Genomic DNA, 14,614 nt, shown 5'->3' on the forward strand with positions numbered 1-14,614 from the left:
CCTTCGCCTTCCTTCACCCACCCACGCCCGCCCACCCCACCCCCACCACCCGATCCGCCGCCCCCACGATCCGCCGATCGTGCGTCGCGACGAGCACGCCGACGCCCGCCGAACGGCATCCCTGCAGCACATCGACGAGCCGCACCAACGCCCACGCATCCAGGCCGCGCGTCGGCTCGTCCAGCGCCGCGGCCGGGCGGCCAGGGGCGAGGGCGAGCGCGAGCGCGATCCGCTGGCGCTCGCCGGCGCTCAGATCGAGCGGATGCCGCGCGGTGAGATGACCGACAGCCAGCCGGTCCAAGAAGTCATCGGTCGCAGCCGTCGCCGATCCGCCGGCCCACACCGCCGTCGCGTGCCCGATCGCCGCACCGACGGTGTTGCCGACGAGCAGCTGCCCCGCCGCCTGCGGCACGTAGGCCAGGCGCCGCGCGACAACGTGCGGCGGCTCGCCTGCGACATCGCGTCCGGCGACCCGAATCCGGCCGGCGGTCGGACGACGGAGCCCCGCCGCCAGCCGCAGGAGCGTCGTCTTGCCGGCGCCGCTCGGCGCCATGAGCACCACGAGCTCGCCCGGCGCGACGGACAGTGTGACGTCGGCGAACAACGGCTCTTCGCCGTAAGCGAAGGCGACGCCGTCGAAGGCCAGCGCCGGCATCGGAGCGCGATCCGCACCGACATCGTCGCGACGTGCATCGTCCGCCGTCCCGCCCCGTGCGGCGCCGGGCCGATCGGCCCGCGTCGGCCGCGTCGCCGGCGTCGGCAGCGCCAGCCCCGCCAGCACCTCGGCCGGCGGTCCGACGATCCCGGCCGCGCCGCCCCCGGGCAGCCACAACATCCGATCGGCCAGCGGCGCGACGCGCTCGAGGCGGTGCTCGGACAGCACGACGGTCACGCCCGCATCGGCCAGCGCGCGGACCACCGCCAGCACGGCTGCCGCGTGCCCGTCGTCCAGCTGGGACGTCGGCTCGTCCAGGATGAGGACGGCGGGCGATCGGGCCAGCGCCGTCGCGATCGCCACCCGCTGCGCCTCGCCGCCCGAAAGCGTGTCGATCGCCCGATCGGCCAGCGGCCCGACGGTGGCGGCGTGCAGCGCGCCGCCGACGGCGGCAGCGATGCGGTCGGTCGGCCAGCCCTGCTGCTCGAGGGCGAACGCGACCTCGTCGGCCACCTCGTCGAGGGCGAACGCGCCCTCGGGCGTGTCGCTGACGAAGCCGACCGTGCCGCCCATCGCCACCGGCCCGAGGGCCACCGGATCGCGGTCGCCGACACGCAGGCGGCCGGTGACGCGCCCGCCCGTGAAGTGCGGCACGAGGCCGCACATCGCCCGCAGCAGCGTCGACTTGCCGGCGCCGCTCGGGCCGGCGACGAGCGTGATCCCGCCGGCGAACGAGGCGTCGAGCGGGGAGAGGGCCGGCGGTCCGGCATCGCGGACCGCCTCGGGCGCGAATCGAACGCCGAACGCGTCGCACAGGATCGCGGCCGGCGGTGACGGCGCAACAGGCCCGTCTGTCTCGGCCGTCCCGGCCGGTGCTCGGTCGGCCATGCGATCCGACCCCCGCACCAACCGCCACGCCGGCAGCGCCAACAGCGCGCAGCCGGAGACGACGGCGAGGTCGAGGGGCGGCCAGCCGACGCGCGGGTAGGGCGAGTAGGCCAGCGTGGCGCGCGCTGCCGGCCAGATCGCCAGGCCGAGGACGGCCGCGCCGGCCGCGACGAGCGCCGTGTCGCCGGCCCGCCACGGCACCGGTCGCCACGCCGTCCGATGGTGCGCCCGCCCGGCCGCATGCAGGCCGATCGTGACGGCGGCGGCGCCCGCGATGGCCGTCGCCGCCCAGAGCACGCCGGGTGCTGCCGCCAGTCCGGTGCCGCCAAGCGCCAGCAACGCCAAGCCGCCGCCGATGGCCGCCCGGGCAGCAGTTGGGGGCGGTGTGGCCGCGACGAGCCCGCGCGTCGTGAGGGATTCGGCCAAGCGCACCGCCCGCTCGAGCCCGCCCGCCAGCGTCGGTCCGGCCGCGGCGACGAAGCCACGCAAGCCGGCCGTCTGACCGTGGAGCGCCAGCGCCTCGCGCACCTCGGCCAGCTGCCGCCGCACGGACGGCACGCCGGTCAGTGACACGGCGACGGCGATCGCCAGCGAACCGAAGGCGCGCGGAACGAGCATGAGCATCGCCCGCGTCGGCAGCGCGGCCTCGAAAGCGGCGAAGGCGGCCATCAGGACGATCAGGGCCAACCCGTTCGCGACGCCCTGGACAACGGCCTCGAGCGTGATCGCCCCGCCGACGAGCGGCCACGAAGCGGGCATGCGCGCCAGCACGGTGTCGCCGCTGTGTGCCATCAGCGCGTTGTAGACCGCCGTGCTCCCGACGATCCACGGCGCCCATCGCCCGACCGGCCACGCCTTGCCCCCGCCGCCCCGCATCGCCGCACCCCGCATCACCGCGCCCCGCACGACGCCGATCGCCAGCCAAACGAGGACGAGCACGAGCGGGTTGCGCGTCACGGAGCCGATCGCCAGCGTGGCGACGAGCCAGGCGAGCCAGGCGTGGGGGTGGTGGTGGGCTGCACGGACGGCACCACCTGGCCCCCCGCCGGCACGATGATCGATGTCCGCGCGATGATCGAAGGTGGATGCGCACGGCTGTGCGCCCTTGCCCCCGCCCCGCGACGATCCACCGCGGTCGCGGTGCGGCCGGTCGAAATCCACGTCCACGAACGGCCGCCCGAGACGGCCCAGCAACGTCAGCGTCGGTCCGCCGGCGAGGATGACGAGGGCGGCGTTGCCGGCCGCGCGGAAGGCGTCGAACGGGAGCGAGGTGGCGAGGTAGAACACGACGAAGCGGCGCCAGGCGTCGGCCGGAGGGCCGGCGGCGCCGATCTCGCGGAACTGCCAGTCCCAGAGCGTCAGGATCACGCCGTAGCCGATCCCCCACAGCGCGCCGAAGACGGCGAGCGCCCACACCGTGGACCGCGGCGCCACGCGGCCGCCGCCGGCGCCCGGCAGCCAGCCGGCGCTCAGGCCGACCCAGCCGGCGGCGAGCATCTGATACGGCAGCCACGGCCCGACGCCGCCGGTGATCAGGGCCGAGACGATGAGTGTCAGCGCGCCCGTCAGGAAGCCGAACCGGGCGCCGTACGCGAAGCCGGCCAGGATCACGAGCGCGAAGATCGGCGAGAACTCGCCCGGTCCCGGTACGATGACCTCGACAAACCGCAGCACGCTGTTGAACGCCACGAGCGCCCCGAGCATCGCCACCGCCTTCGGCCCGAGCCCGACGCTGGCCTCGAGTGCGGCGGCGGCAAAGCAGAGCAGGACGATGCCGCCCAACAGCACCGGCGCCCCGGCCGCTCGCGCCGCGACCGCCCCGCTGCCAGGCCACAACGGTGCCGTCAGCACACCGCAGCCGACGAGGCTGGCGAGCGCGATCGTGAGGGCGGTGAGGCGGCGGGTCACGGTGCGTTCGGATCGCACGACGTCAGCGCGCCCCGGCTCAGCGCGCGCGTCGCAGCCACAGTCCGGTGGCGGCCAAGGCGACGACGAGGCCGACATATGCCGCCAGCGCGACGCGGTCCGCGGCCCGCCCGTCGGTCCGTGCGGGCGCGGCAGGCGGCTGCGTCGTGCCGGCCGGCGCGGTGGGTCCGATGCCCCGGGCCGGGCGGCGGGCGGGCCGCTCGTTGATGGGCGCGTGATCGCGGGGCGCGCTGTGGCGCGGCGCGGTGTCCGGTGGCGCGGGATCGGTGGGGGCGAGGCCGGAGGGCGGGACGGCCGGAGGTCGGGCGGCAGCGGGCGCGGGGCCGTTCGGTGAGGCATCGGTTGGGAACGAATCGGCGGGCTTCGAGGCGGCGGGTGCGATGTTGTGGGTTGGTGCGCTGCCGGTTGGCGAGGGAAGGGCACGGCCGCGCCGTGCCCCGGCCGGGGGGTTGGCGGTGGGGTCGAGGGCGGGCGGGTGGATCGACGGCGATGCGGGCGGCGACGCACAAAGCTCGTCGAACGTCATCACCGGCGGCGCCGCGCCGGCCACGATCGCGCCCTGGCCCCACGCCCAGCCGTCGACATCGCCGTCGCGGACGACGCGGGCGGCGGCGCCGAGGACGCTGAAGGACCATCGATCGTCCTCCAGCGTGTTGTAGCCCCAGTACGTGCAGCCGGCACCGAGCGTCCGGCAGCGGCACCAGCACGCCTCGCGCGGGTGGTCGCAGCCGGTCTCGTCGATCCGGCAGACCGTCGTCCCGAGCGCGCTGACGTCGGCGCGCACCTCGAGGCCGGAGCGGCGGAGGAGCGCGTCGCCCGTGATGGTCGGCTCCGGGAAGGCGATGCAGTACGTGCGGACGGAGCCGTCGCCGAGCTGGATGACGAGGCCGGCGCGGTTCGGGGGCTGGGCGGTGGTGGGGGGCGGGTCGAGCGCGACGCCGACAACGAGACCAACGACCAGGACAATGCGGATCCACCGCCATCTGATCACGTCGTTTCCACACGATGCGCGGACAAGGGCGCACGGCTGTGCGCCCTTGTCGCCGGCCGTCGCTCCCCCGTCGGCGGGCACATTCACCGCCGCGGCAAGCTGGCGTACGGCAGATGGATCGACCCATGCGCCCGTGGCGGCCCGACGCGCGCGACGAGGGCGCGCAGTGCGGCGGCGGAGGCCGCGACATCGTCAGGACCGCTGAAGCCGGGGAAGGCGCCGGACGGCGAGGGCTGGGCGGCGAGGGCGTCGAGCGGGCCGAGGCCGAGCGGGTGGGCGGCGCTGGGGTGGTACCACGCGGTGCGGTCGACAAACTGGCCGACGGCGACGAGGCCGAGCACCGCCGCCGACGTGCTGTCGATGCTCAGGCCGTCGGGCGGGCCGTAGCCCGGCCAGCCGCCGGTGGCGTTTTGGGTGTTCCGGAGGAAGGCGATGCCGTCTGCGACGACGTGGTCGTCGGCGTTCAGGCCGACCGCGCCGAGCGCCTGGAGCGCCAGGCCGGTCGAGTCGGCGTCGGGCGTGGCGGCCTTGGACTCGAATCCCCAGCCGCCGGCGGGCGAGGCGGCGGCGCGCAGCGCGTCGACGGCCTTGGCCGGCACGGCGGCGTCGATGGCGGACAGGCCGAGGATCGCCCACGCCTGGTTCCACGGGCTGCCGTCGCCGAAGGCGCCGGTCGCAGGGTCGAGGTGCGCGGTGAGCACGGCGACGACGTCGATTCCGCCGAAGGCGCGCGGGTCGGCGCCGAGGGCGGCGATGCCGGCGAGCAGCTTGCCGGCGGCGCTCGGGCCGCGGGCGCCGTAGTCGGCGGCGACGGACGCGAGGTAGTCGGTGACCGTCCGGGCATCGCTGCCTGCCGGCCCGTCGCGCCAACCGCCGTGGGCCATGGCGGCGAGGGCGGCGTCGATCGTCGCACCCGGGTTCGCGGCGCCGGCGGCAAAGGCGCCGTCGTCGCTGCGGGCAGTGTTCAGCCAGTCAAGCGCACGATCGGCGGCGACACCGCGGCCGGCGATCGCCAGCGAACGACCACCGAGCGCCGGGATCGCCTGGCCGGTGGCGATGAGGACGTTGCCGGCGGCCGCGGCGTCGAACTCGATGGCGCCGTCGGGACGCTGGAGGCCCATCAAGTAGTCGACGGCCGTGTGTCCTTCGGTCGACGTCCAGCGCGCGTCGGTCGGCGCCTCGCCGGCGGCGTACAACGCCTGCAGCGCGTAGGCCGTGCTGTTCGCGTTCGTCGTCTCGTGGTGGCCGTCGTGCCCGAAGCCGCCGTCGGCGCGCTGGGCCGTGTCGAGGTAGGCGAGGGCCCGCACGATGGCCGTGGACGTCACCGGCTCGCCGGCGGCGACGAGCGCCTGGATCGCCAGGCCGGTCGCGTCCGTTTCCGCTTCGGCTTCGCCGAGCATGGAGCTCCAGCCGCCGGTCGGGGCGGCGCCGCCGATGAGCGCCTGGCGCGCGAGCGGCGATGCCTGGCCGTGCGGACCGTTGGCGGCGACGAGGCCGAGCATCGCCCAGGCCTGCTCCCACGTCGAGAGGCCGTACCGGCCGGTCGCCGGATCGTAGAACTGCGACAGGTTCGCGCCGGGATGAAAGCCGCCCAACTCGTCCGTCTCGAGGCCGGCGGCGGCGATGCCCACCAAGCCCTTGCCGGCCTGCGCGGCGCTGGGCCGGCTGTAGTCGTACAGGTTGTCGACGAGGTAGTCCACGACGCTGCGCCCGCCCTTCACCCAAAGCGCCGGATCCGCCCCCGCTGCCCGCGCCGCCAGAATCGCCTCCACGGCCAGGCCGGGCGACGGATAATCGCCGTTGGGGAGCTGCTGATCGCCCAGCCAGCGGGCGCCGAGCCAGACCGTACGCTGCTGCGCCGTGGCCGTGATGGGCGCGCGGGCGCCGCGCCAAACCCAGGCGTCGACGTCGCCGGCCTTCAAGGTGCGCGCGGGCGCGCCGGTGGCGGCGTAGGCCCACGTGCCGTCGTCGGCGCGCCAGTGGTACGCCCAGTACGGGCCGCAGAAGCAGTTGGACAGCGGGCAGCCGACGCCGCCGATGCGGCAGACGGCGCCGCCGCTGAGCTGGGCGTCGACGCCCGCGCTCCGCAGCAGCACCTCGCCGGTCGGACCCTCGGCGAACGCGATCCGGTGGACGGCGACGCGGCCGTCGTCGAAGTCGACGATGACGTCGGCGGTGCCGAGGAAGAACGGGGCGGGTTGGGCGAGCATCGACGGGGCGCCCGCGCCCAGTCCGATGCCCACGAGCGACAGGAGCGTCGCGGCAACGACGATCGGCCGCAAGATGGGTCGCAGGCCCGATCGCAGGCCCGATCGCAGGAACCGTCGCGGGATCGATTGCGGGATCGGATGGCGGCGGCGAGGTACGTGCACAGGTCCCTCCGTTTGACGCGACGGGGCGGGCGGCGTCGGGAGGGGCGCGAGCGCGTGGGGCGCGGTCACGTCCGGTGCCCCGAGCGCGGGGGCCCACCATCGGACGGAACCTCTGCCGGTAGGCGATCGGGCTTCCGCGGACCGTTTCGATGTCGTCGTCGGTCGTGCGGTTACCGTTGCGCGTCAGCGCCGGACTTGCACCGGCTTCCCCTGGGCGGGCGAGCCCGCTCCCCGCGCGCATCCGGGCTGCGCGGGACCGGCAGGGGGCAGCGTGTGGGGCTGCGGGGGGATTGTAGCAGGGGTTGACCGGTCGCGCTGGCCGACGGCGCCGGTGCGTGGAACATTGGCTTGGTCGACTGCGAAACGTCGCGCTGTGTCGTGGCGGAGTTTCATGTCCGCCGCAACCACCTCGGGCTCCGGCTGGTGGTGTCCGCCACGTCCTCGACGTAGCGCCGGGCGGGTTCCGGCGCTACGTTCCTTACGGGCCGATGGTCCAGGTGCCGCCTCCGGCGGGAATCACATGCGTGGCGAGGGTCGCCCCATCGAACGAGGTCGCCAGCCAGCGGTGCTGGACGTACGCGGTCCAGTCGTCCAACGTCTCGCCGGCTTCGACGATGCCGTACAGCTCGAGCGCGCAGTCATAGCCCACCCAGTACACCAGAACCGGTGCCGCCGTTTGGTTGACCAAGACGAACGGGAGCGTGGTCGAGCCGGTATCCGGCGAGCAATCCGTGACGGCCGCCGGGAACGGCGGGGGAGGCTTGACCTCGAGCGTGTCCAGCACCGTGGCGGAGTACGCGCGATCCGCTTCGCTGGTGATTTCCGCGATGTGGTAGACGGCCGTCCCCGCAGCTTGCGGGAAGATGTACTCCCGGCGCTCGATGCTCGCCACGCCGCAACCGGAGCTGCGGCGGACCTGGCCCGAGCCATGACGCGGATGGCTGTGCGGTTCTGGGCTCTCGACCGTCGCGCAGTCCGTTGGCTTGAGGCTGTCCCAGATCGCCGGCAGATCCAGCGCTCCTCCGCTCTTGGTCGGCCAGTACTGACCCGCGACGAAGTAGGCTTGGGCAGAGGTTCCTTCCTGCTTGCCGACGGCGAGGTCCGGCGCAAGCCGCAAGAGCTCGAATGCGAAGGACCCATTCGCCCCGTGATCGCTCTCGAACTGCCAGCCCGCGGGCGGAGCGGCCATGGAGATTCGCCGGAGCGGGTCCATCACGAGCTGTCCCTGGTAGCCCGTCGGCGCGGTGGCCGCCGCCGGCGCGGCCTGGGTCGGCGCGACGGCCGGCGCGGCCGCTTCCGGTGCCGCCGCCGGCACATCGCTGCCGCCGCGCTGAAGGAAGAACCACATGCCGCCGCCGCCGAGAACCAGCATCAAGATGCCGGCCAGCAGCACCACAGGCCAATTGCTGGACTGGCGCGGTGGTGGGCCCCACGAGCCGGGCGGCGGGCCGGAAGGCTGGCCCGGGTTGGGCGTCTGGGTCGAATCCATGCGTCGCGTATCTCCTCCGCGTTGGGACCGAAGTCGTGTCTCCTCCAACCCGCTGCCAAGCGATCGAGCGAGCGCTCAGCGGATGTCGAACGTGCCGCCTCCGTCGGGCACGCGATACTCGGCCACGGTCACCCCCGCGAGGGTCTTCGCGCGGAAGAGGTCCCCGGGGTTGACGGTGCCGGAGTCCACGTCGCCGGGCTGCAGCGTATAGCCCGCAAGGTCTTCGCGGCAGCCGGAGGCAGCATCTGAGATGTAGTACAACTCAACCGGCTCGCTCCGGTTGTTGACGAACTGGATGGTGGTCGTAGCGCCACCGGTGTTGGCGGTGCCCGTACAGGGCGTCGCCGTTGCGGGCACTGGCGCGGAGGTGGGCGCCGCCGACGCGGCCGGCACCGTCGCCGTTGCGGGCACCAACACGGTCGCCGTTGCGGGCACCAACACGGTTGCCGTTGCAGGCACCAACACGGTGGCCGTGGCAGGCACCAGCGCGGTGGTGGTCGCGATGGCGGTGGTCGCCAGGGTCGGCTGGGCGGCGGTCGGCGAGGAGCTGGTGCCGGTCGCGCCGGCGACGGGGGAAGCCGCGGGCGCGGGCGCGCCCACGGTGATCGTCTTCAGAGTGCCGTCGGGCATGCGGACCTCGAACTGCTTGACCGGCTGCGGCGCCGGGCTCACGACGCCCACGGCACCGGGGTCGAAGCCGGGCCAGGAGCTCCCGACGTACGTCACCTGTACCTTGGCGGGCACGGGCGGGAGGAGCGGGTTGCCGCAGTAGCAGCGCGCCCGGGGCACGCCGTAGGTGTCGACGAGGACCGCCGAGCCCTTCTGCATGACCGACTGGCGCGGCGTGGCCTTCGCGGCGACGTAGCCGTGGTTCGTCACGCGCGTGTCGGCGATGAGCACCAGCGGCGTGAGGGCGCCGATGTAAGCGGGGATGTCCGCGACGGTGAGCGCAGTGGACCCGGACGGCCCGGACCAGCGCAGCGACGGGTCGGCGTTCTGCGCGGCGACCCAGGCGGCGGCCTTGTCGGGGTTGGCCCCGAGGAAGGCGATCATCTGCGCCTGGTTGCAGGCCTTGTCGCTTTGGGTGCCGCCGTAGAGGCCGGGCTGGGCGCCGCTGCTGGCCTGAATGGCCGCCTGCTGCGGCGCCGCGATGCGCGTCGGCGCCTGGATGGCGGGCTGCGCGATCAAGGGATCCGGCGGCGGCGCCAACGGCTGCGCGCTGAAGGGATCCGGGCCGACGGCGGCCGCGGGCTCCATGAAGACCTCGCCCTCGGCCAGCGCCAGCCGGAGCCGGAGCCGTCGCCGCGCAGCACGAACCACGCCGCGCCGGCGCCGCCGAGCAGCAGCAGCAAGAGCAGCAGCACGATAATCAAGTTGTTCCGACGCTGGGGCGGCGGCCCCACTTGCCCCTGCGGCAGACCCACTCCCATAGCGTGCTCCTCATGCGCGTTGACCGAACGTGATTTGTATCCCCGCCTGATCCGAGGGCCCTCTGGCCGGGCCGGACCGGGCCGGGCCGGGCCGGGCCGGCAATTTCGCACGACTCCTTGCAGGTGTCAAGAAAGTTCAGCCGCGGCGTGCCGGATGCGCTGCCAGATTCCGCTTTGGCCGCGCGACCTGCCCGCGGCTTGACCGTGCACCGATTCGTGGGGCTGGATCGGCGTGCCTACGGCGCGGCGTGCCTACGGCGCTCGCACCCCCACCGGCCTTTCCAGCGCCCGGCTCGGATCCACCCGGTCCGCCACCTCGCCGATGCCGCCGCCCCCCGTCAACCCCGCTGCCACGAGCCGGGCCGCCGCCGGCGCCACCGGGACGCCGTGCCCGCTGTAGGCGCCGGCGACCCAGAGGCGGGCGGACATCGGGTCCGCGGCGTGGTCATCGTCGTTGCCCGCCCGGTCGCGACGCGGCGAGATCGGCCCGACGAGTGGCAGCCGGTCGGCCGTCCAGCACATCGGCCCGGCCCAGCGGCGCTCGACCGTGATCGGGAGCGACGGGAAGTGGTCGGCCAGCCAGCGGTCGAGGCCGGCGTGGATCGCGTCGTTGACGGTTGGGACGATGTGAGGCGAGCCGACCTCGCGGTCCGGGGCGGCCCAGCGCATCCCGCCGAAGACGAGGCGGCCGTCCGAGAGCTGCTGGAGGTACTCGTAACCGTCGTTCAGGCTCCAGGCGCCGCGGATGGCGCGCGTCGGGAGGGGCGACGAGGACAGGACTTGGCCGCGGACGGGCACGACGGCGTCGCGCAGGTGCGGCAGCAACTCGGGCAGCCATGCGTTCGTGGCGACGATGACGACCTCGGCGGTGATCGGGCCGCGGTCGGTGTGGACGGTGATCGGTGAACCGGGGCGGTGGTTGTCGTCGGAGCCTTGGAGGGTATGGCCTTCGATGCCGCGGACATCTACGCCCTCGACAAACTTCGCGCCGCGCGATGCGGCCGCCGCGACGAGGCCGGCGACGAGGCGGCCGGAGTGGAACGCGCCGCCGTCGGGGAGGTGGAGGGCGCCGAAGAAGTCGTCCGGGCGCGGGACGTCGAGCCAGGCGGCGACATCGCTTGCGGCAAGCCACTCGCCCGGGAAGCCGTCGGCGGCGAGCATCGCGGCGCCGTGGCGCAGGTGCGCCGCCTCCGCCTCGCTCACCGCCGCGTGCAGCGCGCCCTCCGGCCGCCAATCGCAGTCGATGCCGTAGCGGTGGATCGTGGCCACGACGTCGGCGGCGCCGGCGACGGCCCACGCCCAGAGCGTGCGGGCGGCGGCGGGGCCGTGGCGGGCGACGAGGGCGGGGTAGAGCTCGGCCGTGCCGGGCAGGAGCAGTCCGCCGTTGCGGCCCGAGGCGCCGGCGGCCAAGTGCGTGCGCTCGAGGACGAGGGGCGGGCGGCCGGACTCCGCGAGGGCGAGGGCGAGCCACGTGCCGGTGAGGCCGGCGCCGATGACGAGGACATCGGTGTGGCCGGGGAGTGCGGCCAGCGGGGCGACGGGTGGGGTGAGGTTGGCGTGCCAGTGGGAGGTGGACATCGATCAGAGAAACATCAGGCGAATCGCCCATTCATCTGGTATGCAGGTGGTATGCAGGCGCGAATGCCGCCGCAATCATAGCGCGCAACGGTTGCGCGGCGGTCTCCGATTCTACGATTGTGTGGCTGGCGCAGGCGCACGAAAGGGTATAGATTCCGCCGCCGGTGAGTCAACGTGATTCACCGCGATTGGTGGCGATTCAACGTCAATCGCCTTGAACGTCCGTGCCCTTCTCCGTCCGCCGCCAGGAGATCCCAAGTGACAGAAGCCTTGTCCGTGCCGCAGCCCACCGGGAAAGTCCCGCCGGACACTTTCGTCAAGGACCGGCTCCCCTACCTCATCGCCACCGCCGGCGAGTTCATCGGGCTCTATTTCTGGCTTCACTACTGGGACAAGGGCGACCGGAGCAGCGCAGTCCTGGCCTGCGTCATCCTGCTGGCCGGGTTCATCACCGAGCGTGTCGCCGTCATGAAGTGGGCGAACTACTTTCGCCACAAGATGGAGCTCAAGTACGGCGCCGCCGCCGCCGGAACGGCCGCAGAAGACGTCAAGCCGCCGTCGAAGGCCTACATTCTCGGGAAGCTGTTGCTCATCTGTGCGACCGAGATCACGATCTGGGTCACGTTCGTGCTCGTCTACGACGCGTATGGCTGGCCGTGGTCCTTCGCGGTCCTGTTGATCGGTGAGCAACTGCAACACGCCTGGGACTTCGCGCTGATCGCGCGCCGGCCGATCGGCGAGTACATCCCGTCGCCGAACGCCCTGTTCATCACGCTGGTGGAAGGCGGGGCCGGGATCCTCTGGCTGCTGCTCGTGCGACACGGCCAGCCGCAGCTGGGCGGCGCCGTTCTCGTGCTCGGCTTGATCACCGAGCACGTGGTGCAGGCGCAGCGGATCAAGAAGGACCTGGAAAAGGACGTGCGCGAAAAGTTGAACCTGCCTGAGGCAGCGGTCACGGGGGCGGCGGGAGCATGAGCGTGGATCTCTTCAAGACGACCTCCAAGACGACCTCCAAGACGACGTCTAAGGCGATCGGTGCGGTCGGCATCCTCGCCGCTCTCGGGTTCGCGCTTGGGGGCTGTGCGCTGCCGCCGGCCCAGCTGCCCGAGGACAACGGTCGCCAGCTGACCGCTCTGGACCAGAGTTGGACACCCGACGAGCGGATGCTGTACTACCACGATTCGCAGGGCTCGGTCCTCATGCCTTACCCGTGGCTGATGGCGCTCGAGCAGCCGGAGATCAAGTTCGTCGGCGAGGTCGGCCTGTTTCTGGACGACGACTACGTCGGGAAGTTCGGCTTCCTGCCCGGCCGGCCGGTCCCGGGCCGCCCCGAACTGCCGAAGGACTGCACGCCGAGCGCCGATCCGAACGACGTCGACTACACCTGCGGCCTGCCGGTCGGCTTTTCTCGCACGCTGCTGGACGTAGAGGCGCTCTCGCTGCCGGGCATCCTCGATCGGGACACGGCCGGCTTGACGTGCGCCGCCTGTCACACCGGCGAGCTGCACCACGCGGGCAACGCGATCCGGATCGACGGCGGCACGAGCCTGATGGACCCGACGAACTTCCAGAGCGCCCTCGGCATGGCGGTGCTGCTGACGGAGCGACTGCCGTTTCGGATGACCCGCTTCGCGGACCGCGTCCTCGGCAAGCCGCAGCCGCCCGCAGCGGGCAGCCCGGACTTCAAGGAGCAGTTCGAGCGCTACAAAGCGGAGCTCGAAGCCTACGACGTCACGTTCGACGACAAGCGGGACGCGTTGCGCGACGACCTCGGCGTCTGGATCAAGGAGAAGTTCGCTGAGCAGATCACGGCGTCCCGCAAGGGGCTGTACGACGACTATCCGGGCGGGTTCGGCCGCACCGACGCGCTGGCCCGCATCGCGAACATCACGTTCGGCACGGAGATGGGGATCGACGACAACCTCGTCGTCGGCAGCGCGCCGGTGAAGTTCCCGGCGCTGTGGGACGCCCCGTACTTCGACTGGTCCCAGTTCAACGGCTCGATCGAGCAGCCGATGACGCGCAACATCGGCGAGGCGCTGGGCGTGCGGGCCAAGGTCCACTTTGCGCCGACGGACGAGCTCTGGGAGGTGGCGCCCGGCGAGTCCGGGGACGAGGGGCTGTTCGAGGTCCAGTCAACGGTCGACGTCCCGGGGCTGTTCGCCATCGAGCGCCTGTTGCGCGGCGAACAGGACGACTACTTCAGCGGGTTGCGCTCGCCGATCTGGCCGGAGGCGTTGTTCGGCTCGATCGAATGGCCGGACGCGCGCGACGGCAAGGCGCTCTACGAGCAGCGGTGCGCCCATTGCCACATGCCACCGATCGCGGAACTCGTCGAGCGCGACGCGGCGGGCAAGCTGGTGCCCCGATCCGACCTTCTGCCCCCGCTGCGCGAGGACGGAACGCGACCGGACTCTGGCGGGTCGGGCAACTGGGTCTCCAACAACGCGGACGGCATGATCGAGGACCTGGCGGCCGGGCCGTGGCCGCAGCAGGAGTGGTTCCTGAGCCTTGGGACCGTGGATCTCGGCACGATCGGCACCGACCCCGGGCAAGCGGCGAACTTCGCCCGCAACATCGTCGACACGAAGCACATCCTCCTGCCCAAGATCCCGAAGTTCAGCGCCGAGTCGACGCGCGACGTTCCGGTGGAGAAGCGCCAGTACCCCGAGCGGGTCATGCCGGCCGGCGTCGGGCTGCAGAAGGTGACGATCGCCATCAGCGAAGGCTACTACGACTGGGCCGATGCGCGGATCGCGGCCGAGGGCGTGGCGGCCTACGCCGACACGCTGCCGCGGACTCTCCGAGATGCCGACGGGAGCCCCATCGACGGGCTCCTCAAGGACGGCAAGATCGACCGTGACTTCTGGAACGGCTACCTCTCGCCGGGCGCGATCGTGGCGGCGCGCTACGCCGCACGCCCGCTGAACGGCATCTGGGCGTCGCCGCCGTTCCTGCACAACGGGGCGGTCCCGACCCTCTACGCGCTGCTCTCGCCGCTGGCCGAGCGGCCGGAGGTGTTCTACACGGGCAGTCGCGCGTTCGACGTGGACAAGGTCGGCTACCGGACGGACAAGATGCGCGGCCTCTTCAAGTTCGACACGCGCGTCACCGGGAACTCGAACGACGGCCATCGCTTCGAGGCCGGTCCGCGGGGCAACGGGATCATCGGCGGGGCCTACGATGACGGTCAGCGGCGCAAGATCATCGAGTTGGAAGTGCTGTGCGGTCCGAACCCGCCGGCTGCCGAGCCGGCTGTCGCCGAACCGCCGGCTGACGAATAGG

At 72.9% G+C, this 14,614-nt stretch carries 8 protein-coding genes and 1 riboswitch; of the genes, 2 read left to right on the forward strand and 6 right to left on the reverse strand.

Annotated elements, in window-relative coordinates:
* Positions 1-13: 13 nt before the first annotated feature.
* The 6 genes from IPG72_00760 to IPG72_00785 form a co-directional block, all read right to left on the reverse strand.
* Positions 14-3,451 carry an ATP-binding cassette domain-containing protein gene (locus tag IPG72_00760; protein ID MBK6767574.1) on the reverse strand — a complete coding sequence of 1,146 codons (3,438 nt, stop codon included), beginning with the start codon at positions 3,449-3,451 and terminating at the stop codon, positions 14-16.
* 37 nt (positions 3,452-3,488) lie between these two features.
* Complete coding sequence (locus IPG72_00765) at positions 3,489-4,460, reverse strand: hypothetical protein (GenBank protein MBK6767575.1); 972 nt, start codon at positions 4,458-4,460, stop codon at positions 3,489-3,491.
* An 83-nt stretch (positions 4,461-4,543) separates the two neighbouring features.
* Positions 4,544-6,742 (reverse strand): hypothetical protein, encoded by a 2,199-nt coding sequence (locus IPG72_00770; GenBank protein ID MBK6767576.1) that lies wholly within the window; start codon positions 6,740-6,742, stop codon positions 4,544-4,546.
* A 211-nt stretch (positions 6,743-6,953) separates the two neighbouring features.
* A riboswitch (cobalamin riboswitch) is annotated at positions 6,954-7,042 on the reverse strand.
* A 268-nt stretch (positions 7,043-7,310) separates the two neighbouring features.
* A complete protein-coding gene (locus IPG72_00775; protein ID MBK6767577.1) occupies positions 7,311-8,321 on the reverse strand; it encodes a hypothetical protein in 1,011 nt (336 codons plus the stop codon).
* A gap of 75 nt (positions 8,322-8,396) precedes the next feature.
* Positions 8,397-9,641 carry a hypothetical protein gene (locus tag IPG72_00780; GenBank protein MBK6767578.1) on the reverse strand — a complete coding sequence of 415 codons (1,245 nt, stop codon included), beginning with the start codon at positions 9,639-9,641 and terminating at the stop codon, positions 8,397-8,399.
* 362 nt (positions 9,642-10,003) lie between these two features.
* Positions 10,004-11,329 (reverse strand): FAD-binding oxidoreductase, encoded by a 1,326-nt coding sequence (locus IPG72_00785; protein ID MBK6767579.1) that lies wholly within the window; start codon positions 11,327-11,329, stop codon positions 10,004-10,006.
* A 258-nt stretch (positions 11,330-11,587) separates the two neighbouring features.
* Between IPG72_00785 and IPG72_00790 the strand changes: the two genes are divergently transcribed.
* Together IPG72_00790 and IPG72_00795 are read left to right on the forward strand one after the other, a co-directional pair.
* Positions 11,588-12,304 carry a hypothetical protein gene (locus tag IPG72_00790; GenBank protein ID MBK6767580.1) on the forward strand — a complete coding sequence of 239 codons (717 nt, stop codon included), beginning with the start codon at positions 11,588-11,590 and terminating at the stop codon, positions 12,302-12,304.
* Complete coding sequence (locus IPG72_00795) at positions 12,301-14,613, forward strand: cytochrome c (protein ID MBK6767581.1); 2,313 nt, start codon at positions 12,301-12,303, stop codon at positions 14,611-14,613. Before IPG72_00790 ends, IPG72_00795 begins: the two co-directional genes overlap by 4 nt.
* Position 14,614 lies beyond the last annotated feature (1 nt).

Source organism: Candidatus Avedoeria danica, from assembly GCA_016703025.1.
GTDB classification, from domain to species: Bacteria; Chloroflexota; Anaerolineae; order Epilineales; family Epilineaceae; genus Avedoeria; species Avedoeria danica.

What these genes read in the sequence shown, in the direction of transcription:
- IPG72_00785 (MBK6767579.1), bottom strand. Translation starts at nt 11,329, where the DNA reads ATGTCCACCTCCCACTGGCACGCCAACCTCACCCCACCCGTCGCCCCG.
- IPG72_00795 (MBK6767581.1), top strand. Translation starts at nt 12,301, where the DNA reads ATGAGCGTGGATCTCTTCAAGACGACCTCCAAGACGACCTCCAAGACG.
- IPG72_00775 (MBK6767577.1), bottom strand. Translation starts at nt 8,321, where the DNA reads ATGGATTCGACCCAGACGCCCAACCCGGGCCAGCCTTCCGGCCCGCCG.